The following is a 20,491-nucleotide window of genomic DNA, read 5'->3' as shown; positions in this document are numbered from 1 at the left end:
TGATCGCACGGCCCGAGGAACGTCCGCGCCGACAGCCGTTACGCTGGACCCGTGGCAGTCGTCGATATTTCCGAAGAGCTGAAGTCCCTCTCCTCGACCATGGGGTCGATCGAGGCCGTCCTGGACCTGGATGCGCTGAGGGCGGACATCGCCGCGCTCGAGGAGCAGGCGGCAGCGCCGTCCCTCTGGGATGACCCGGAGGCGGCACAGAAGATCACCAGCAAGCTTTCGCACATCCAGGCCGAGGTCCGCAAGACCGAGGCGCTGCGCAGCCGGATCGACGATCTCGAGGTTCTCTTCGAGCTCGCCGAGGACGAGGGCGACGCCGACGCGCTCGCCGAGGCCGAGTCCGAGCTGGCCTCCGTCAAGAAGGCGCTCGACGAGATGGAGGTCCGTACCCTCCTCTCCGGCGAGTACGACGCGCGCGAGGCCCTGGTCACCATCCGGGCCGAGGCCGGTGGCGTCGACGCCGCGGACTTCGCCGAGAAGCTCCAGCGCATGTACCTGCGCTGGGCCGAGCGGCACAACTACAAGACCGAGGTCTACGAGACGGCGTACGCCGAAGAGGCCGGCATCAAGTCGACCACCTTCGCGGTGGAGGTGCCGTACGCCTATGGCACGCTCTCCGTCGAGCAGGGCACCCACCGGCTCGTCCGGATCTCCCCGTTCGACAACCAGGGCCGCCGCCAGACGTCCTTCGCGGGCGTCGAGGTGCTGCCCGTGGTCGAGCAGACGGACCACATCGAGATCGACGAGTCCGAGCTCCGCGTCGACGTGTACCGCTCCTCGGGCCCCGGCGGTCAGGGCGTCAACACCACGGACTCCGCGGTCCGGCTGACCCACCTGGCGACCGGCATCGTCGTCTCCTGCCAGAACGAGCGCTCGCAGATCCAGAACAAGGCGTCCGCGATGAACGTCCTCCAGGCGAAGCTCCTCGAGCGCCGCCGCCAGGAGGAGCAGGCGAAGATGAACGCGCTCAAGGGCGACGGCGGAAACTCCTGGGGCAACCAGATGCGCTCCTACGTCCTGCACCCGTACCAGATGGTCAAGGACCTGCGTACGGAGTTCGAGATGGGCAACCCGGAAGCGGTCTTCAACGGCGAGATCGACGGCTTCATCGAGGCGGGCATCCGCTGGCGCAAGCAGCGCGAGAAGTAGCCTCATCCGCACAGCAGTTGAGCCCGGGCAGTCACCACTGCCCGGGCTTCTTCTCGTTCCGGAACGGCGAGTTGAGGGGATGGCGTGGTGAATGCGTCACAGTCGTGGTTCCGAATGAGGGTCAACCGTCGCCAAAGCGGGGCACATTGCACGGAACGGCCTTGACGTAGTCCTTAACTCTGGACAGGCTGCTGGAGCAGCGTACGTATGTCTGGGACGGGTGTGATCGGGGGCGGGCGGTACGGCCACGGCACAACGTGGGCCGGCGTTCGGAGCAAACCCCGCAGGGCCGTGGCCCCGCATATGGCTGCTCCACTGACGAGAACGGCTACTGGGGGTAGCAGCACATGACGAAGAAGACGCGAGTCCGTGTCGCGCGGATCGCCGCGGGTGCGGTCATCGCCGCAGGCGCCTCGCTCACCGCCGCCGGTGCGGCGCAGGCCGTCGGCATCAATGTCGGTCTTTCCGCCAAGGCCCCGTCCGGCGATAGCGGCCTCGGCGTCGATGCCGGGCTCGACATCCCGCAGGGCGAGACCGAGGGCAGCGACGCCGGCGGTGCTGTCGACCAGGGGCAGACCACCGGTGAGACCAGCACGACCGGTGAGACCTCGACCACGGGCGACACCAGCACCACGGGTGAGACCAGCACCACGGGCGAGACCTCGACCACGGGCGAGACCAGCACCACCGGTGAGACCTCGACCACGGGCGAGACCAGCACCACTGGTGAGACCAGCACGACCGGTGAGACCAGCACCACGGGCGAGACCCCGACCACGGGCGGGACCAGCACCACCGGTGAGACCTCGACCACGGGCGGGACCAGCACCACCGGCGGGACCAGCACCTCGGGTGACACCGGCACGACCGGCGAGACATCGACCACGGGTGGCACCTCGACCTCGGGCGAGACCTCGACCTCGGGTGGCACATCGACCTCGGGCGAGACCACCGGATCCACCGATGGCGCGGGCACCTGCACCGTCGACCTCGACGGCGCCGAGTGCGCCGACAACACCGACACCGACTCGGTCGGCAACCAGCCGGCCGAGCAGGGCAAGGGCAAGGACGAGCTCGCCGAGACCGGTGCCGCCGAGACCACGTTCCTGCTGGTCGGCGCCGCGACGATGATCGCCGGGGGCATCGGCTTCCGGATCCTCCCGCGCCTGATGAACGGCCGCACGGTCGCCTGAGGGCCGTCGATAAGTACGAACAGAGGGACCCGGTCCACGGATGCCGTGGACCGGGTCCCTCTGTTCGCGCCTGGGAGTCGGTGTGTCGAACCACGCTCCTGGCCGCCTCCCGGGGTCCTGGAGCGGGAGAACGGCCTGGAAGGGCCTGCGGCGCGCACCGGCGTCTCTCGCGGCGGCTGGAGGGCGGCACCGATCTCCGGGGCACGCCACCGGACCGACCGGCGTCGGGTCGCCCCGGAGAGCGCCCAGCCGGACGGTTCAGGTAATCGGACGGGTGCTTTCGGTCACGCCGCCTGGTGGGCGAGCAGCGCCAGCGCGCACAGCAGCACCACCAGCAGGGCGATCAGCATCATCGGGTTCATGCCACCGAGGGGGCCTTGGCCCTGCCCCTGCTGCTCCAGCCGTGCGCGGCTGGCCCGGCATACGGGGCAGCGCCCCTCGGCCACGGGCGCCGCACAGTTCGCGCACACCAATCGGTCATAGGTCATGCGCTTTCCTCCTCCCGCGCGGCGGAGCCGCACAAGCCTTCACTCCGCACAACGCTCACGGAAACGCGACCGTTCCCCTACCACTGTGCCAGCTCGCACGGATTTCGGCGCGGCCCGCCGGACAGGTCAGGGAAGCTCCCGGTTCGCGTCCGCCTGCGTTCCGGCATAAATCACCCATCCCGGTACGCGCGCCTGCACGCGTCAGTCCGGTTCGCGTATGGTCACGCTCACCTACTCCCGGCCGACCGTGGTGCATCCGTGATCCGATTCGACAACGTCTCCAAGACCTACCCGAAGCAGAGCCGTCCCGCTCTACGGGATGTGTCTCTCGATATCGAGAAGGGTGAGTTCGTCTTCCTGGTGGGCTCCTCCGGCTCCGGCAAGTCCACCTTCATGCGGCTCATCCTCCGTGAAGAGCGCGCCAGTCAGGGCATGGTCCATGTCCTCGGCAAGGACCTCGCACGCATGTCCAACTGGAAAGTGCCGCACATGCGCCGCCAGCTGGGCACGGTCTTCCAGGACTTCCGGCTGCTTCCCAACAAGACCGTCGCGGAGAACGTGGCGTTCGCCCAGGAAGTGATCGGCAAACCGCGCGGCGAGATCCGCAAGGCGGTTCCGCAGGTCCTCGACCTCGTCGGTCTCGGCGGCAAGGAGGACCGCATGCCCGGTGAGCTCTCCGGCGGTGAGCAGCAACGCGTGGCGATCGCGCGGGCCTTCGTGAACCGGCCCATGCTGCTGATCGCGGACGAGCCGACCGGAAACCTCGACCCGCAGACCTCGGTCGGCATCATGAAGCTGCTGGACCGGATCAACCGGACCGGGACCACCGTGATCATGGCGACCCACGACCAGAACATCGTCGACCAGATGCGCAAACGCGTCATCGAGCTCGAGCAGGGCCGTCTCGTACGCGACCAGGCGCGCGGCGTCTACGGCTACCAGCACTGAGCACCGAGCACTGAAAGGACGCCATGCGCGCCCAGTTCGTCCTGTCGGAGATCGGCGTCGGCCTCCGTCGCAACCTCACGATGACCTTCGCCGTCGTCGTCTCCGTCGCCCTCTCGCTTGCCCTGTTCGGCGGCGCGCTGCTCATGCGCGAGCAGGTCAGCACGATGAAGGACTACTGGTACGACAAGGTCAACGTCTCCATCTACCTCTGCGGCAAGGGGGATTCGGAGACGGTGGTCCAGTGCGCCAAGGGTGCGGTCACCGAGGAGCAGAAGAAGGAGATCGAGGGCGATCTCAAGAAGATGGACGTCGTCGACACGGTGACGTACGAGTCGTCGGACCAGGCGTACAAGCACTACCAGGAGGAGTTCGGCGACTCCCCGATGGCCGGCAACATCACGCCGGACCAGATGCCGGAGTCGTTCCGCGTCAAGCTGCACGACCCGACGAAGTACAAGGTCGTCGCCACGGCCTTCGCCGGGCGCAACGGGGTGCAGTCGGTCCAGGACCAGAGAAGCATTCTGGACAACCTCTTCGGGCTGATGAACGGCATGAACGTCGCCGCGCTCTTCGTGATGGCGCTGATGCTGGTCATCGCGCTGATGCTGATCGTGAACACGGTCCGGGTGTCCGCGTTCAGCCGACGGCGTGAGACGGGCATCATGCGGCTCGTCGGCGCCTCCGGCTTCTACATCCAGATGCCGTTCATCATGGAGGCCGCGTTCGCCGGTCTGATCGGCGGTGTGCTGGCCTGCGTCATGCTGCTGGCCGGGCGCTACTTCCTGATCGACGGTGGTCTGGCGCTCCAGGACAAGCTGAATCTGATCGACTTCATCGGCTGGGACGCGGTCCTCACCAAGCTTCCGCTGGTCCTGGCGATCGGCCTGCTGATGCCCGCGGTTGCCGCTCTCTTCGCGCTGCGCAAGTACCTCAAGGTATGACAAGCGCCTCCCCGGCGTGCGGCCAACGGGCCGTGCGCCGGGGAGGCGTTGTCCTAGACTCGGCGCCATGTCTGGCCCCCCTCACCGTGTCGGGCCCCGCGGGCTCTGCCGCGGGGCGGCCCTGACCTTGGTCTTCGCGAGCGTTCTCGCCACGGCCGCCGCCACCGGTTCGCTGCCTCGCGGCGACGAGCGGAGCCCGGCGCTGAAGACCCGGTCCGTCGCCTCCTTCGCCGACCGCGACGCGGTGGCCGACGCGGCCGCCGACGCGGTCGCGGACGGCAAGTCCGGTACGGAGGCGGCCGAGGAGGTCGTCAGCCGCAGCGGGGACCGGTGGGGCGCGGTGTACGACGAGCGGGAGTACCAGGAGTTCGAGCAGGCCCTCGACGGCTCGTACACGGGCGTCGGGATCGCCGCCAGGCGCTCCGCCGACGGGCTGGTCGCGATAGCCCGGGTCCAGCCGGGCAGCCCCGCCGACCGGGCCGGTATCCGCGCGGGCGACCTGATCCGCACCATCGACGGCCGCCGGGTCGACCGGCGCCCCGTCTCCGACGTGGTGGCCCTGCTGCGCGGCGACCGTACGGGCGCGGCCGTGGGGAGCGCCGTCGTGCTGGGCGTGCAGCGGGGTTCCACCGGCCGGACCGCGACGCTGCACCGGGCCCGTCTCGCCACCGAGGCCGTCACCGTGCGGCGGCTCGGACCGGACCGTTCCGGTTCCCCCGCGGCCGTCCTGATCGAGGTCGGCTCGTTCACCAAGGGTTCGGGTGCCGAGGTCCGTGACGCCGTCCGGGAGGCACCGGCGGGCGCCGGAGTGCTGCTGGACCTGCGCGGCAACTCGGGCGGGCTGGTCACCGAGGCCGTCACCGCCGCCTCCGCCTTCCTGGACGGCGGCCTGGTCGCCACCTATGACGTGCACGGCGAGCAGCGCGTCCTGTACGCGGACGCGGGGGGCGACACCGAGCGCCCCGTCGTCGTCCTCGTCGACGGCGGCACGATGAGTGCGGCCGAGCTGCTGACCGGCGCACTGCAGGACCGGGGGCGCGCGGTCACGGTCGGTTCGCGGACCTTCGGCAAGGGCTCCGTCCAGATGCCGAGCAAGCTCGCGGGCGGAGCGGTGGCCGAGCTGACCGTGGGCCACTACCGGACTCCGGCCGGCCGGAGCGTCGACGACCGGGGCATCACGCCGGACCTCGCGGTGAGCTCACGGGCCCAGCAGCGGGCCGAGACAGTATTGAGTGGCCTCGGGGGTGGGTCGTAGTGCGAAAATGGCCGCACTATGGCTAAGGAAAAGGACACCGGGCGCAAGATCATCGCGCAGAACAAGAAGGCGCGACACGACTACACCATCCTCGACACCTATGAGTGCGGCCTCGTACTGATGGGCACCGAGGTCAAATCGCTGCGCATGGGCCGGGCCTCGCTGGTGGACGGCTTCGTGCAGATCGACGGCGGCGAGGCGTGGCTGCACAACATCCACGTCCCGGAGTACGTCCAGGGCACCTGGACCAACCACTCGGCCAAGCGCAAGCGCAAGCTGCTGATGCACCGGGCCGAGATCGACAAGCTGGAGTCGAAGTCGCAGGAGACCGGCCACACGATCGTGCCGCTCGCCCTGTACTTCCTGAACGGCAGGGTCAAGGTCGAGATCGCGCTGGCGAAGGGCAAGAAGGAGTACGACAAGCGGCAGACGCTGCGTGAGAAGCAGGACACCAGGGAGACGAACCGGGCGATCTCGGCGGTCCGCCGGCGCCAGCGAAGCGCCTGACCGGCCCTGATGACCGGCAGCCCGCCGGTCCACCAGGAATACGCTGGCATCGTCGTACGTTGGTCACGTACGATGGCACTGCACCCCACGGGGTGTGTACCACCTTTGAAAAATCAACATGGGGATGATCGGTTTCGACAGCGGATGTCGAAGCAGGGGAAGCGAGTCGAGGAAGCGGCAATGATCTCGTTAACCATATGTCGCAACCAATAATCGCCAATTCCAAGCGCGATTCCTCCGCCTTCGCCCTCGCTGCCTAATTAGCAGCTAAGCGAAGACTCTGCGGAGTGTCAGCCCGGGGGTGATCCCGACCCGGATCCTGGCATCATTAAGGGATCTAAACTTCTGAGCCCGGTCACGGGGCTCAGAAGGAAATCAAACAGTGGCTGGGCCTGTCGGAGGCTTGTTCGTGTGACCTCCGGGGCCGAGAAAAGCGCAGCGAACTGCACTCGGAGAAGCCCTGATTCCGCACCGTTGGACGCGGGTTCGATTCCCGCCATCTCCACAATTCCCATGTGAACGAGGACCCCGTTGCCACCGGCAACGGGGTCCTCGTTTTTGTCTGCCCTCTTCTGGCTTCTCGACGGCCTCTTCTGCCGGCCTCGCAGGGCGGCGGATCATGGTCGTGTGCGGGAGCGTGCGCCCCGGCGTGCGGTCCGGCAAAGTGCTTCAACTCCGGAACCGCCCGTGCGGTGGCCCCGCCACGAGGCGAAACAGATGTATCCCTCATCATGAACAGCACCTGACCGGGGGGCCGGAGTGCCTCCCGCGTGCGCTACATTCATCGTCCGGGTGCACTGTGGTAGGGGGCGCGTGGACAGGGTGGGGGCCCGGTCCGGCGACACATAACCGGTCATGTGCGCGCACCCGATCTGAGTGGGGGAAGTGCGTACAACAGTGGAAACTTGGCGTGAAGGTGCCCGTGCGGGCCATACGCACGAGCCGAACGAAGTCACCATCCAACTCGACGGACTGGGACGGCAGCTCTCCGAGCTGCGCCCGGAACCCGGCGCTCCGGAAGGCTCCGACGGCCCGGTCTTCGTCGACGAGAGCGGGCGGCGGAGCCGGACGCTCCGGCGGTTCGGCTGGGTGATCGCCGCCGTCTGCGTCTGCTTCGCGGTGACGCTCGTCGGCGCCGTCCTGGGCGGCAACTCCAGCGCTCCGTTCCTGCCGCTCTCCGGCCAGGAGGAGCACAAGAAGGCGGACGAGGTGCAGGTGTCGCCCTCACCCGGCGAGAGCACGGACGCCCCGGTGGCACCCGGCGCGACGGCCAGTTCCTCGCCGTCCGCCCCGGTGGACGCAAGCAGCGCCGCGCTGCCGGACAGCTCCGCCGCCACCGGCCCCCCGGCGTCCGGCGCCGGTTCCTCGGTGTCGGCCCCGGTCCTGCCGCCCAAGGGCGGGACCGAGAGCGGTGGTGGTGGCGGCACCGGCGGTGTCACCGCTCCGTCCGCCAACGCCTCGGTCTCCGCCCCGCCCGCCGGCCCCGATACGCCTCCTGTCACCCCGGAGACGCCGCCGCCGGACACCACCACACCGCCCGTCGAGTCCCCGGAACCTCCTGTGCAAGACCAAGAAGGCGCCAAGTAAATGACCATCCCCGTCCCGCGGGGCAGGCACAACAAAAAGAAGCGGACCCGGCGGCGCAGGCTCCCCATGCGCTACCTGCTGCCGTTCCTGCTCCTCGTTGCCCTGCTCGCCATGTTGATGCTGCGCGGCTACGTGCACAGCGAAATCCTCGCCGACCACCGGATCCAGCCGCCGGCGGCCACCGACCAGGTGCCCGAGCAGATCCTCGAAGGCGGGCCGGTCATCGACGCGCGCAGCGCGACCGAGCCCGCCAAGACCCTGCGCATCCCCGATCACCGCATCGTGCTGACCTTCGACGACGGCCCGGACCCGGTGTGGACCCCGCGCGTGCTCGACAAGCTCAAGGAGTACGACGCACACGCGGTGTTCTTCGTCACCGGCACCATGGCCTCGCGCTATCCCGGTCTGGTGGAGCGCATGGTCAAGGAGGGGCACGAGGTCGGGCTGCACACCTTCAACCACCCCGACCTCTCCTACCAGTCCGACGCCCGCATCGACTGGGAGCTCTCGCAGAACCAGCTGGTACTGGCGGGCGCGGCCGGAATTCGTACGTCGCTGTTCCGGCCGCCGTACTCCTCGTTCTCCGACGCCATGGACGACAAGTCCTGGCCGGTCACCGAGTACATCGGCAGCCGTGGCTACCTCACCGTCGTCAACAACACCGACAGCGAGGACTGGAAGCGTCCCGGTGTCGCCGTGATCAGCAAGAACGCGACCCCGAAGCACGGCAAGGGCGCCATCGTCCTGATGCACGACTCGGGCGGCGACCGGTCCCAGACCGTGGCCGCGCTCGGCCACTTCCTGCCCAAAATGCAGGACAAGGGGTACGAGTTCACCAATCTCACCGTCGCTCTCGGCGGCCCCAGCGCTCACACCCCGGTCACCGGACTCGCGCTCTGGAAGGGCAAGGCGTTCGTCTACGCCGTCGGCGTCTCGGAGCACATCACCGATGTGATGGTGGTCGGTCTCGCCATCATCGGGGTGCTGGTCATGGCCCGCTTCGGCCTGATGCTGCTGCTCTCCTTCATGCACGCGCGCCGGGTCCGGAAACGGGGCTTCAGCTGGGGTGAGCCGGTCACCCGCCCGGTGACCGTCCTGGTGCCCGCCTACAACGAACGCGAGTGCATCGCCAACACCGTGCACTCCCTGGTGGCAAGCGACTATCCGGTCGAAGTCATCGTCATCGACGACGGTTCCACGGACGGCACCGCCGACATCGTCGAGGCGATGCGGCTGCCGAACGTACGAGTGGTGCGCCAGCGCAACGCGGGGAAGCCCGCCGCCCTCAACAACGGCATCGCGCACGCCCGCCACGACATCATCGTGATGATGGACGGCGACACGGTCTTCGAACCGGCCACCGTCCGCGAGCTCGTGCAGCCCTTCGCCGACCCACGGGTCGGGGCCGTCGCGGGCAACGCCAAGGTCGGCAACCGCGACTCGATGATCGGCGCCTGGCAGCACATCGAGTACGTGATGGGCTTCAACCTCGACCGCAGGATGTACGACATGCTGCGCTGCATGCCCACCATCCCCGGCGCGGTCGGGGCGTTCCGCCGCGACGCGCTGGACCGGATCGGCGGCATGAGCGAGGACACCCTCGCCGAGGACACCGACGTCACGATGGCCCTGCACCGGGACGGCTGGCACGTCGTGTACGCGGAGAACGCCCGTGCCTGGACCGAGGCGCCGGAGTCCGTGCAGCAGCTGTGGTCGCAGCGCTACCGGTGGTCGTACGGCACGATGCAGGCCATCTGGAAGCACCGCCGGGCGGTCATCGAGCGCGGTCCTTCCGGCCGGTTCGGACGCGTCGGGCTGCCGTTCGTCGCCCTGTTCATGGTCGTCGCCCCGCTGCTCGCGCCCCTCATCGACGTCTTCCTGCTGTACGGACTCGCCTTCGGCCCCACCCAGCAGACCGTCGTCGCCTGGCTCGGCGTCCTCGCGGTGCAGGCGGTCTGCGCCGCGTACGCCTTCCGGCTCGACCGGGAACGCATGACGCATCTGATCTCGCTGCCCCTCCAGCAGATCCTCTACCGGCAGCTCATGTACGTGGTGCTGCTCCAGTCCTGGATCACCGCTCTCACCGGCGGCCGGCTGCGCTGGCAGAAGCTGCGCCGTACCGGTGTCGTGGAGGCGCCCGGCTCGATGCCCAGCCAGCGGCGCGGCAGCAGCAATGACCGGAGGCCCGTCGCATGACCCACCCGAACCACCCCTCGGCGTACCCGCAGCAGCCGCCAGGGGAGCCGCACACGGTGCCGTTCCCCGCCCCGTTCCCCGCCCAGCTCCCCGTCCCGGAGCAGCGCTGGTCCGGCGACGCGGGGTACGCGCCGCCCCCCGAGGCCGCGGCCCCGGCGGCGGTGCCCGCCCCCGCGAAGGCGCCGGTGGACACCAAGGCGAAGGCGGGCGGCCGCGACCGCTATCTCGACCTGCTCCGTGCCGTCGCGCTGGTCCGCGTCGTCGTCTACCACCTGTTCGGCTGGGCCTGGCTGACCATCCTGTTCCCGTCCATGGGCGTGATGTTCGCGCTGGCCGGCTCACTGATGGCCCGGTCGCTGGCCCGGCCCGCCTGGAGCGTCCTGCGCAGCCGGCTGCGCAGGCTGCTGCCGCCGATGTGGGCGTTCGCCGCCCTCGTCGTGCCGATGATGTTCGTGATGGGCCTGAAGCCGGTGCGGGAGGAGGGCATCTGGTGGTTCCTCAAGCTGGGCTGCTACATCCTGCCGGTCGGCTCGCCGCCGTACCCGTGGGTGAGCGGTTCCGAAAGCGGGCTCCTGGAGCAGTCCTGGGCCGAACAGGCGGTGGGCCCGCTCTGGTACATCCGCGCCTACCTGTGGTTCGTACTGGCCTCCCCGCTGCTGCTGAAGGCGTTCCGCAAACTGCCCTGGGCGACGCTGCTCGCGCCGATCGGCCTCACCGCCGTCATCGGCACCGGTGTGGTGACCGTTCCCGGGGCGACGGGCGAGGCGCTCGTCGACTTCGCGACGTTCGGCTCCTGCTGGATCCTGGGCTTCGCCCACAACGACGGGCTGCTGCGCAGGATCCCGCGCTACATCTCGGTCTCATCGGCCGCGATCATCATGGCCTTCGGCCTCTGGTGGGCGTCCGGACACCTCACCGACGAGGGCTGGAACCTGGACGAGATCCCGCTCGCCCAGGCCACCTGGTCGCTCGGCTTCTGCGCGATCCTGCTCCAGTACGCGCCCTCGTGGAAGGAGCTGCCCGGCCGGCTGGCCGACTGGGACAGCCCGATCACCCTTGCCAACAACCGGGCCGTGACGATCTACCTCTGGCACAACATGCTGATCATGGCGACGATGCCGATCATCGACCAGCTGTGGAACGTCCCGTGGGTCGGTGACCACCTCGGTACGTACATCGACGCCTCGTACAACGTGCTCATGCTGATCCTGATCTGGCCCCTGATAGGGGTGATGATCGTCGCGGTCGGCTGGGTCGAGGACGTGGCGGCCAAACGGCGGCCGCGGCTCTGGCCCAACGGCGAGCCGGGGCGGGCCGGGAAGCGGGCCGCCGGACGGGGCACACCGGAAGGGGCCGGGACCTCGGGACCGCGCCGGCGGTGACCGCCCTCACCGGGCCGCCCCCGGCCCGGTGAGAGCAAGGTTGCGCACCGGTCACCTCACGGCACCACGCCGAAACGCGTGCTCGCTGGCGTCGGGAACAACACCCCGTCCACCGTGGAGGCGCGTGATGGCTGGCCGTTGGATCGAGCAGTGGGAGCCGGAGGACGAGACTTTCTGGCGGGAGAAGGGTGAGCGGATCGCCCGCCGGAATCTCTGGTTCTCCGTCCTCTCCGAGCACATCGGTTTCTCCGTCTGGACCCTGTGGTCGGTGATGGTCCTGTTCATGGGGCCGGAGTACGGGGTGGACCCGGCCGGAAAGTTCTTCCTGATCTCGACCGCGACGCTGGTCGGCGCGATCGTGCGGGTGCCGTACACCTTCGCCGTGGCCCGGTTCGGCGGGCGGAACCGGACCGTGTTCAGCGCGCTCACCCTCCTGCTGCCGACCGTCGCCCGGCGTCTTCCTCGCCAAGGCGCTCGCCCGGGGCCTGCGCGGCGAGGAGGCGGCGGCCCACGGACGGCGGCTGTCCGGGGCGGCCATGGGGCTCATCGGTGCGGTCGGCGCACTCGGCGGGCTCGGCATCGACCTCGCGTTCCGGCAGTCCTTCCGGACTTCGGGCACGGGAACGGCGGCCTTCTGGTCCTTCCTCGTCCTGTACGGAGTGTGTTCCGTGCTCACCTGGGCGGTATACCTTCGCCGCACCGCGGCCGTCCCGGCGAAGCCCCGGCTCCGCCACGCCGAGGTGTGATGATGACCGCACGGTGTCGGGTGACGTAACGGGCGGGAAATACCGGTGAACCGAGCCTGTCACGCATCGTTGACAGGGTCGGTCCTCCGCACCATCGAGCAGCAGCGGGACGAGAGCCGGGTAGACCATATGCGCGACGACGAACAGCACGGGCCCCTCGCGGGCTTCACGGTCGGCGTCACCGCCGCGCGCCGGGCGGACGAACTCGCCACGCTGCTGCGGCGACGCGGCGCCGCCGTGGTGCACGCGCCGGCCCTGCGGATCGTGCCGCTCGCCGACGACGGTGAACTCCTCGCCGCCACCGAGGAACTCATCGACAGCGCCCCCGACGTGGTCCTCGCCACCACCGCGATCGGCTTCCGGGGCTGGATCGAGGCCGCCGAGGGCTGGGGTATCGGGGCCCAGTTGCTGGACCGGCTGCGCGGCGTCGAGCTGCTGGCCCGCGGCCCCAAGGTCAAGGGCGCGGTCCGGGCCGCCGGGCTGACCGAGGCGTGGTCACCCGCCTCCGAGTCCATGGCGGAGGTGCTGGAACGGCTGCTGGCGGAGGGCGTCGAGGGCCGCCGCATCGCCCTCCAGCTGCACGGCGAACCGCTCCCCGGCTTCGTGGAGTCACTGCGGGCGGCCGGAGCCGAGGTCATCGGCGTCCCGGTCTACCGCTGGATGCCGCCCGAGGACATCACCCCGCTCGACCGGCTCCTCGACCTCACCGTCGCCCGCGACCTGGACGCGCTCACCTTCACCAGCGCCCCGGCCGCCGCCTCGCTGCTGGGCCGTGCCGAGGTGCGCGGGCTGCTTCCCGAACTGCTGAGCGCCCTGCGGGACGACGTCGTGTCGGCCTGCGTCGGACCGGTCACCGCACTGCCGTTGCAGGACCGCGGGATCGGCACGGTCCAGCCGGAGCGCTTCCGGCTCGGCCCGCTCGTCCAGACGCTCTGCCGTGAACTGCCCACCCGGGCACGTGCGTTGCCCGTCGCGGGACACCGGGTCGAGATCCGCGGCCACGCCGTCCTGGTCGACGACGAGCTGCGCCCGGTACCGCCGGCCGGGATGGCCCTGCTGCACACCCTGGCCCGCAGGCCGGGCTGGGTGGTGCCCCGCGCCGATCTGCTGCGCGCCCTGCCCGGCAGCGGTACGGACGAGCACGCGGTGGAGACGGCGATGGCCCGGCTGCGTACCGCACTCGGCGTGCCCCGGATCGTCCAGACGGTCGTCAAGCGCGGCTACCGGCTGGCCCTGGACCCGGCGTCGGACGCCAAGTACGCGGACTCGTGAGGGAACTGCCTTGCCATAACGCGCGGGGCTGCTGAGGAACCGCCTTGCCGCAAGTACGCGGGCTGCTGAGGAACCGCCTTGCCGCAACTGCGTGGACTCCTGAGGGGGCTGTCGCGTCATCGGGCGCGGGGACCGCAGGGGGAGGGCGGACGCGGCGGTGCGCATGAGCGCCCGTGCCGCGTTCCGGGCGGCCCATGCCTCCGGATCGGCCGGAGCGGCCTGATCGGGCCGGGATACCGTGCGGGGATGATCAACGAGACCCACCGGCTCGACGCGGAGGTACGACTGCGTCCCGTCACCGCGGCCGACGCCGCTTCCCTCGCCGAATCGATGACCCGCAGCCGTGCGTACATGAGGCCCTGGGAGCCCCGGCGGCCCGACGCCTTCTACACCGAGGAGGGGCAGCGGCAGCGGCTGGCCGGGCTGCTGGCCGACCGCGAGGCGGGGCGCGCGATGGCCTGGGTGCTGGCGGACGAGGAGGACCGGGCGATCGGCGGGTTCAACCTCAACGCCATCGCACTCGGGCCGTTCCGCAGCGCCACGCTCGGCTACTGGGTGGACGTCGAGTACACGGGCCGCGGGCTGGCCACCGCCGCGGTGCGCAAGATCTGCGACCTGGCCCGGGACGAGCTGCGGCTGCACCGGGTCGAGGCCGGGACGGTGACGGCCAACACGGCGTCGCAACGGGTGCTCACCAAGTGCGGCTTCGAGCAGTTCGGCCTCGCCCCGCGCTACCTCCACATCGACGGCGAATGGCGCGACCACCGGCTCTTCCAGCGCATCCTGCACGACGGCCCGCTGACCGGGGAACCGGCCGCGCCCGGGGCCTGAACGGCCCGGGGTCTGAACGGCCCGGGGTCTGAACGGGCCGGCGCCGCTCGGGCGGACGCCGAGCGGCCCCGGCTGCCGTGGTCCGCGCGGCGGCAGGGGTTACGGGCGGGGTTCGGGAGGGGCACTCTGGTGTGGACGCCCGCCGGACCCGAGGTGGTGACATGCGCATGGCGACGCGCAAGGGCTCGTGCGACTGGCGGTTCGACGCCGGGCGGCTCTGTCTCGACCTGGTGGCGACGGCGGCCGGCGGCCCCGGCGCCCCCGATCCGCTGGACCGGCCCGAGCTGCTCGCCGACTGGCTGGTGGCCTCCGGGTCCGTACCGCGGGGCACCCGGCTCGCCGCCGTGGACCACGACTGGCTCGTACTCTTCCGGCAGTTGAGGACCGCCGTCGACCGGCTGCTGACCGCGCAGCTCGGCGGCCGTGGGGCCGAGGGCGCCCTGGAGCGGGTCAACGCACTCGCCGCCGGAGCGCCGCCCGGAGTGCGCGCCGTGCGCGCCGGGAACGGCGCCCTGGTGCGCGGGCTCACCGCCGAACCCGACTGCCGGGCGCTGCTCGCCACCGTGGCGCGCGACGCCGTGGAGCTCCTCACCGACCCGGTGGCGCTGGGCGGGCTGCGCCGCTGCGAGGGCGACACCTGCCACCGGATCTATCTGGACACCTCACGCGGCCGGCGCCGGCGCTGGTGTTCGAGCGAGGTGTGCGGGAACCGCGAACGGGTGGCCCGGCACCGGCGGCGGAACGCGGACCGGGCCGACGGGTCCGGGGCGCCGTGACCCCTGGGAGCCGCTGAGCGCCCCCACCGGCGTCCCGGTCGTCGGCCACGGCCGGCACGTTCCCGACGGGTGTCCCCGACGGGTGTCCCCGACGGGTGTCCCCGACGGGTGTCCCCGGCCGGCGAGATCACATGCTCGTGGCAGGTGCGCGACGGGCCTCGCGTCGCATAGGGTTGACGGCTGCCCAATGCACGTCAGAAGGGGGCCTCGGTGGCCGCGCAGGATGCCGCTGTCGATTCGTTGCGGGACCGGGAAATCGGTGTCGAGCAGGAACATCTCGACCGTGTTTACCACCGCCTCGAGGAGAAGATCCACGAGGCGGAATTTCTCATGAGTGATGCCGTCAAACGCGGCCAGGTCGGGACACCGGGAGCGCTCGCCGAGCGAGACGCCCAGGTGTTCCGGGCCGGAATCCACCTCAACCGGCTGAACAGCGAGTTCGAGGACTTCCTCTTCGGGAGGATCGACCTGCTGCTCGGCAAGGACGGCGAGCGCGGCCCCGACGGCGCGTTCACCTCCGTGGATCCGGCCGACGACGCAGTACGGGAGGACAGCACCGCCGACATCGCGGAGACACTGCACATCGGCCGGATCGGGGTCCTCGACTCCGACTACGCGCCGCTGGTCATCGACTGGCGGGCGCCGGCCGCCGCGCCCTTCTACCGGTCGACGCCCAAGGAACCGGGCAGGGTGGTACGCCGCCGGGTCATCCGCTCCAAGGGCCGCAGGGTCCTGGGGGTCGAGGACGACCTGATGCGTCCCGAGCTGACCGCGTACCTGGGGGGCGACAAGCTCCCCGTCATCGGGGACGGTGCGCTGATGGCGGCGCTCGGGCAGGCCCGCAGCCACACCATGCGGGACATCGTCTCCTCCATCCAGGCGGAGCAGGACCTGGTGATCCGGGCGCCCGCCGCCTCGGTCACCGAGGTCTCGGGCGGTCCCGGCACCGGCAAGACGGCGGTCGCCCTGCACCGTGCCGCGTACCTGCTCTACCAGGACCGGCGGCGGTACGCGGGCGGCATCCTCGTCGTCTCGCCGACGCCGCTGCTGGTCGCGTACACCGAAGGGGTGCTGCCCTCGCTCGGCGAGGAGGGCCAGGTCGCGATCCGTGCGGTCGGCTCGCTGTCGGACGATGCGGCGGGCACGGCGGGCGCCACCACCTACGACGAACCGGCCGTCGCCCGCATCAAGGGCTCCTCCCGGATCCTCCATGTGCTGCGCAAGGCGGCCCGCGGGGCGCTGGAGCAGCCCGTGGTCCGGCCGGCCCCCGAGGCCGAGGGCCAGCTGGCGTTCGGGGAGGCGGAGCAGGCTCCGCAGGAGGCCGTCACGCCCACCCGGCTGCGGGTGGTGGCCTTCGGCGCCCGCGTCGAGCTGAACGAGGACGAGCTCCGGCGCATCCGGAACAACGTCCTCAGCGGCACCGCACCGGTCAACCTGCTGCGCCCGCGCGCCCGCAAGCTGCTGCTGGACGCGCTGTGGAGCAGGTCGTCCGGCCGGGGCCGTTACACCGATCAGGAGCTGGCCGCCGAACTGCGCTCGTCGTTCGACGAGGACGTCTCCACCGAGACGCCGTTCATCCAGTTCCTGAACGCCTGGTGGCCCGAGCTCACCCCGCGCGGGGTGCTCGCCGCGATGTCCGACGAGAAGCGGCTCGCCCGATGGGCGCGCCGCACCCTCAACCAGGGCGAGGTGCGCAGGCTGGCGCGCTCCCTGAAGCGCCTCGACAGTGCGGGGCAGGGGCCGTTGTCCGTCCACGACGTGGCGATGCTGGACGAGTTGCAGAATCTGATCGGCACCCCGAACCGGCCGAAGCGCAAGCGCGAGTTCGATCCGCTGGACCACCTCACCGGTCTGGAGGAGCTGATGCCGCAGCGGGAGGAGACCCAGTGGGAGCGGGCCGAGCGGCTCGCGGCGGAGCGCACGGAGTACGCGCACGTCATCGTCGACGAGGCGCAGGACCTCACGCCCATGCAGTGGCGCATGGTCGGCCGCCGCGGCCGGCACGCCACCTGGACGATCGTCGGGGACCCGGCGCAGTCCTCCTGGTCCGACCCGGACGAGGCCGCCGCGGCGCGTGACGAGGCGCTCGGCAACCGTCCGCGCCGCCGGTTCACCCTGACCGTCAACTACCGCAACCCGGCGGAGATCGCCGAACTCGCCACCAAGGTCCTCGCGCTCGCGATGCCCGGCATGGAGTCACCGGCCGCCGTCCGCTCCACGGGCGTCCGGCCGCGCTTCGAGACCGTGCGGGACGGGGATCTGGCCGGGACGGTGCGCGAGGAGGCGCGGCGGCTGCTCGGCGAGGTGGACGGCACGGTCGGTGTCGTCGTCGCGATGCACCGGCGTGCGCAGGCCCGCAAGTGGCTCGCGGAGCTCGGCGAACGGGTGGTCGCGCTCGGCAGCCTGGAGGCGAAGGGCCTCGAGTACGACGCCACGGTGGTCGTCTCGCCCGCGGAGATCGCGGACGAGTCCCCGGCGGGGCTGCGGGTGCTGTACGTCGCGTTGACGCGGGCGACCCAGCAGCTCACGGTCGTCTCGGGGGAGCGGGACCTGCCCGACGAGGACGGGGTGCCGGACCTGCTGAGGGACTGACGCCGACCGGGGCGGCGGCGGGCCGGGGAGCCTTTTCCCGGTCAACCTGCGCCACGGGAATCACTTCTCCAGGGTGTTTGTTAGCCTGGTGTCGGCACCGGCTCGATCCAAGCCCCCGGGCCCAACCTTCGTCGCTTCGAGCGACCACTTGCCGCGAGGCGAGCATGGCGGGTCGGTGCCGCTTGACTGAAGAAGACAGACCCGCGTCACCTTCCGGTGACGCGGGTCTGTTTTTGTTCGTGGGCACGCACGGCGTCCGCCGGGGGTACCACTGGAGCCTTCGCATCCCGCATGGTGGAAGATGTTTTCCGAAGTGTGGCAGTCATTACCGGCTACTCGCCGGTAGGTGCGAATATCTGAAGGCGCGTGCGGGGCTGTTCTTGTTTGCCAGCTCCAGCCGCTAGCAATGAAGCTAAGGAAAGCGAAGGACTCGGCCATGGCAACGGCGCCCAGCGTCTCGTACTCGATGACGGTCAGGCTGGAGGTGCCCGCGAGCGGCACAGCGGTCTCCCAGCTCACCACAGCCGTGGAGTCCTCCGGTGGTTCGGTCACCGGCCTCGACGTGACCGCTTCCGGCCACGACAAGCTTCGGATCGACGTCACGATCGCGGCCTCCTCCACGTCCCACGCCGACGAGATCGTCGAAGGCCTGCGCGACATCGAGGGCGTCGTCCTCGGCAAGGTGTCCGACCGTACGTTCCTGATGCACCTCGGCGGCAAGATCGAGATGCAGTCGAAGCACCCCATCCGCAACCGTGACGACCTCTCGATGATCTACACCCCCGGTGTGGCCCGGGTCTGCATGGCGATCGCCGAGAACCCCGAGGACGCCCGCCGCCTCACCATCAAGCGCAACTCCGTCGCAGTCGTGACGGACGGCTCCGCGGTGCTCGGCCTCGGCAACATCGGCCCGATGGCCGCCCTTCCGGTGATGGAGGGCAAGGCGGCCCTCTTCAAGCGGTTCGCCGGCATCGACGCCTGGCCGATCTGCCTGGACACCCAGGACACCGACGCGATCGTCGAGATCGTCAAGGCGATCGCCCCCGGCTTCGCGGGCATCAACCTGGAGGACATCTCCGCGCCGCGCTGCTTCGAGATCGAGGCCCGGCTGCGCGAGGCCCTGGACATCCCCGTCTTCCACGACGACCAGCACGGCACCGCCATCGTCGTACTGGCCTCGCTGACCAACGCGCTGCGCGTGGTGGGCAAGGCCATCGGGGACGTACGGGTCGTCATGTCCGGCGCCGGAGCGGCCGGTACGGCCATCCTGAAGCTCCTCATCGACGCGGGTGTCAAGCACGCGGTCGTCGCCGACATCCACGGCGTGGTGCACGCCGGCCGCGAGGACCTGGTCTCCGCCGCCGCCGATTCGCCGCTGCGCTGGATCGCCGACAACACCAACCCGGAGTCCGTCACCGGCACCCTCAAGCAGGCGGTCGTGGGTGCCGACGTCTTCATCGGCGTCTCGGCCCCGAACGTGCTGGACGGGACCGATGTCGCGGCCATGGCGGAGGGCGCGATCGTGTTCGCGCTCGCGAACCCGGACCCCGAGGTCGACCCGGCGGTCGCCCGTGAGACGGCGGCGGTCGTGGCCACCGGCCGTTCGGACTTCCCCAACCAGATCAACAACGTCCTGGTCTTCCCCGGCGTCTTCCGTGGACTCCTGGACGCCCAGTCCCGCACCGTGAACACGGAGATGATGCTCGCCGCCGCGCGCGCCCTCGCCGACGTCGTCGCCGAGGACGAGGTGAACGCGAACTACATCATCCCGTCGGTCTTCAACGACAAGGTCGCCGGAGCGGTCGCCGGAGCGGTCCGGGACGCCGCCAAGTCGGCCGGGGCGGCTGTGACGGGCCCCACCTCCGTCTGACGAACGGCGCGTCGCGGGTCGCGGCGCCCCAAACGCCCCTTTAGGGTGGGCGGGCGACGCGTCCCGCGGAGTCCGCACCCGCTGCGGACCGCTTTCGGGGAGTCGACGGAACGTCACCACGACGAGGCAGTGGCGCTTTTCGTGTGACTCCGGAGGGTGCCGGATTGGCTTTCCCGCCGCAGGTGGGGGCAGGATGCTTTCCCAAGGACTTCGTCCGGGGGAGACCCCACGGGGCGCGAGGGTTCTCACACGGACCCGAGTCCGGGGACTGTCCGAGGGCCCTGGCAGCATCGGCTTCGATCTCACGCCTCACAGGCAAGAAGAACACGGGAGTAACAACATGAACCGCAGTGAGCTGGTGGCCGCCCTGGCCGACCGCGCCGAGGTGACTCGCAAGGACGCCGACGCCGTGCTGGCCGCGCTCGCCGAGACCGTCGGTGAGATCGTCGCCAAGGGCGACGAGAAGGTCACCATCCCCGGTTTCCTGACCTTCGAGCGCACCCACCGTGCCGCTCGCACCGCTCGTAACCCGCAGACCGGCGACCCGATCGACATCCCGGCCGGCTACAGCGTGAAGGTCTCCGCGGGCTCGAAGCTCAAGGAAGCCGCCAAGGGTAAGTAACACCCCCTGGGCACGACGAAGGGCGGTCACCCCGACCAGGGTGGCCGTCCTTCGGCGTACGGGCCGCAGAACGCCGTTGTGGGCCTCTGCGGCCCTTTTGTGGCCGGCCACCGCCCCCTGAACAGCG

Annotated in this window: 16 protein-coding genes, 1 other RNA gene and 1 pseudogene; 17 read left to right on the top strand and 1 reads right to left on the bottom strand. The window is 70.3% G+C overall.

What is annotated here, in order from left to right:
• Nucleotides 1–51: 51 nt before the first annotated feature.
• A complete protein-coding gene (gene prfB / locus FHX80_RS09445) occupies nt 52–1,158 on the top strand; it encodes a peptide chain release factor 2 (RefSeq protein WP_145763794.1) in 1,107 nt (368 codons plus the stop codon).
• Nucleotides 1,159–1,505: 347 nt separating this feature from the next.
• Nucleotides 1,506–2,351, top strand: a complete 846-nt coding sequence (locus tag FHX80_RS09440) for an LPXTG cell wall anchor domain-containing protein (protein WP_145763793.1) — start codon at nt 1,506–1,508, stop codon at nt 2,349–2,351.
• A 284-nt stretch (nt 2,352–2,635) separates the two neighbouring features.
• Here the strand turns inward: FHX80_RS09440 and FHX80_RS09435 are convergent, their stop codons facing one another.
• Nucleotides 2,636–2,839, bottom strand: a complete 204-nt coding sequence (locus FHX80_RS09435) for a hypothetical protein (RefSeq protein WP_145763792.1) — start codon at nt 2,837–2,839, stop codon at nt 2,636–2,638.
• A 258-nt stretch (nt 2,840–3,097) separates the two neighbouring features.
• On the opposite strand from FHX80_RS09435, the gene ftsE reads away from it, so the two are divergent.
• The 15 genes and pseudogenes from ftsE (at nt 3,098) to FHX80_RS09355 (ending at nt 20,364) form a co-directional block, all read left to right on the top strand.
• Nucleotides 3,098–3,787, top strand: a complete 690-nt coding sequence (gene ftsE / locus FHX80_RS09430; protein ID WP_024489199.1) for a cell division ATP-binding protein FtsE — start codon at nt 3,098–3,100, stop codon at nt 3,785–3,787.
• A gap of 23 nt (nt 3,788–3,810) precedes the next feature.
• Nucleotides 3,811–4,728: a permease-like cell division protein FtsX gene (ftsX, locus tag FHX80_RS09425; protein WP_145763791.1), complete on the top strand. Its 918-nt coding sequence runs from the start codon at nt 3,811–3,813 to the stop codon at nt 4,726–4,728.
• 67 nt (nt 4,729–4,795) lie between these two features.
• The gene (locus FHX80_RS09420) at nt 4,796–5,983 is read left to right on the top strand and encodes a S41 family peptidase (protein WP_145763790.1); all 1,188 of its coding nucleotides are present in this window, start codon (nt 4,796–4,798) and stop codon (nt 5,981–5,983) included.
• Between the two features lie 18 nt (nt 5,984–6,001).
• A complete protein-coding gene (smpB, locus tag FHX80_RS09415) occupies nt 6,002–6,490 on the top strand; it encodes an SsrA-binding protein SmpB (protein ID WP_145763789.1) in 489 nt (162 codons plus the stop codon).
• A gap of 120 nt (nt 6,491–6,610) precedes the next feature.
• Nucleotides 6,611–6,998: a transfer-messenger RNA gene (ssrA, locus tag FHX80_RS09410) on the top strand.
• A 389-nt stretch (nt 6,999–7,387) separates the two neighbouring features.
• Nucleotides 7,388–8,077 carry a RodZ family helix-turn-helix domain-containing protein gene (locus FHX80_RS09405; RefSeq protein WP_145763788.1) on the top strand — a complete coding sequence of 230 codons (690 nt, stop codon included), beginning with the start codon at nt 7,388–7,390 and terminating at the stop codon, nt 8,075–8,077.
• Nucleotides 8,078–10,273, top strand: coding sequence for a bifunctional polysaccharide deacetylase/glycosyltransferase family 2 protein (locus FHX80_RS09400; RefSeq protein ID WP_208764610.1), 2,196 nt, complete (start codon nt 8,078–8,080; stop codon nt 10,271–10,273).
• Complete coding sequence (locus FHX80_RS09395) at nt 10,270–11,655, top strand: acyltransferase family protein (RefSeq protein ID WP_145763787.1); 1,386 nt, start codon at nt 10,270–10,272, stop codon at nt 11,653–11,655. Before FHX80_RS09400 ends, FHX80_RS09395 begins: the two co-directional genes overlap by 4 nt.
• A 127-nt stretch (nt 11,656–11,782) precedes the next feature.
• Nucleotides 11,783–12,401 (top strand): annotated as a pseudogene (locus tag FHX80_RS09390) (hypothetical protein).
• A gap of 129 nt (nt 12,402–12,530) precedes the next feature.
• Nucleotides 12,531–13,673 carry a uroporphyrinogen-III synthase gene (locus tag FHX80_RS09385; RefSeq protein WP_145763786.1) on the top strand — a complete coding sequence of 381 codons (1,143 nt, stop codon included), beginning with the start codon at nt 12,531–12,533 and terminating at the stop codon, nt 13,671–13,673.
• A 246-nt stretch (nt 13,674–13,919) separates the two neighbouring features.
• Nucleotides 13,920–14,504 (top strand): GNAT family N-acetyltransferase, encoded by a 585-nt coding sequence (locus FHX80_RS09380; RefSeq protein ID WP_145763785.1) that lies wholly within the window; start codon nt 13,920–13,922, stop codon nt 14,502–14,504.
• Between the two features lie 167 nt (nt 14,505–14,671).
• A complete protein-coding gene (locus FHX80_RS09375) occupies nt 14,672–15,280 on the top strand; it encodes a CGNR zinc finger domain-containing protein (protein ID WP_145767168.1) in 609 nt (202 codons plus the stop codon).
• Nucleotides 15,281–15,490: 210 nt separating this feature from the next.
• Nucleotides 15,491–17,872: a HelD family protein gene (locus FHX80_RS09370; RefSeq protein ID WP_145763784.1), complete on the top strand. Its 2,382-nt coding sequence runs from the start codon at nt 15,491–15,493 to the stop codon at nt 17,870–17,872.
• A 436-nt stretch (nt 17,873–18,308) separates the two neighbouring features.
• Nucleotides 18,309–19,742: an NAD-dependent malic enzyme gene (locus tag FHX80_RS09365; protein ID WP_145763783.1), complete on the top strand. Its 1,434-nt coding sequence runs from the start codon at nt 18,309–18,311 to the stop codon at nt 19,740–19,742.
• Between the two features lie 340 nt (nt 19,743–20,082).
• A complete protein-coding gene (locus FHX80_RS09355) occupies nt 20,083–20,364 on the top strand; it encodes an HU family DNA-binding protein (RefSeq protein WP_037692421.1) in 282 nt (93 codons plus the stop codon).
• Nucleotides 20,365–20,491 lie beyond the last annotated feature (127 nt).

The sequence above is a fragment of the Streptomyces brevispora genome (assembly GCF_007829885.1).
In the GTDB taxonomy this organism is placed as follows: Bacteria; Actinomycetota; Actinomycetes; order Streptomycetales; family Streptomycetaceae; genus Streptomyces; species Streptomyces brevispora.
The sequence above is the reverse complement of the archived record's forward strand: the minus strand, read 5'-3'. Positions and strand labels throughout refer to the sequence as shown.

What these genes read in the sequence shown, in the direction of transcription:
- FHX80_RS09435 (WP_145763792.1), bottom strand. Translation starts at nt 2,839, where the DNA reads ATGACCTATGACCGATTGGTGTGCGCGAACTGTGCGGCGCCCGTGGCC.
- FHX80_RS09385 (WP_145763786.1), top strand. Translation starts at nt 12,531, where the DNA reads ATGCGCGACGACGAACAGCACGGGCCCCTCGCGGGCTTCACGGTCGGC.
- FHX80_RS09355 (WP_037692421.1), top strand. Translation starts at nt 20,083, where the DNA reads ATGAACCGCAGTGAGCTGGTGGCCGCCCTGGCCGACCGCGCCGAGGTG.
- FHX80_RS09440 (WP_145763793.1), top strand. Translation starts at nt 1,506, where the DNA reads ATGACGAAGAAGACGCGAGTCCGTGTCGCGCGGATCGCCGCGGGTGCG.
- FHX80_RS09400 (WP_208764610.1), top strand. Translation starts at nt 8,078, where the DNA reads ATGACCATCCCCGTCCCGCGGGGCAGGCACAACAAAAAGAAGCGGACC.
- ftsX (WP_145763791.1), top strand. Translation starts at nt 3,811, where the DNA reads ATGCGCGCCCAGTTCGTCCTGTCGGAGATCGGCGTCGGCCTCCGTCGC.
- FHX80_RS09395 (WP_145763787.1), top strand. Translation starts at nt 10,270, where the DNA reads ATGACCCACCCGAACCACCCCTCGGCGTACCCGCAGCAGCCGCCAGGG.
- smpB (WP_145763789.1), top strand. Translation starts at nt 6,002, where the DNA reads ATGGCTAAGGAAAAGGACACCGGGCGCAAGATCATCGCGCAGAACAAG.
- FHX80_RS09375 (WP_145767168.1), top strand. Translation starts at nt 14,672, where the DNA reads ATGGCGACGCGCAAGGGCTCGTGCGACTGGCGGTTCGACGCCGGGCGG.
- FHX80_RS09365 (WP_145763783.1), top strand. Translation starts at nt 18,309, where the DNA reads ATGGCAACGGCGCCCAGCGTCTCGTACTCGATGACGGTCAGGCTGGAG.
- FHX80_RS09420 (WP_145763790.1), top strand. Translation starts at nt 4,796, where the DNA reads ATGTCTGGCCCCCCTCACCGTGTCGGGCCCCGCGGGCTCTGCCGCGGG.
- FHX80_RS09380 (WP_145763785.1), top strand. Translation starts at nt 13,920, where the DNA reads ATGATCAACGAGACCCACCGGCTCGACGCGGAGGTACGACTGCGTCCC.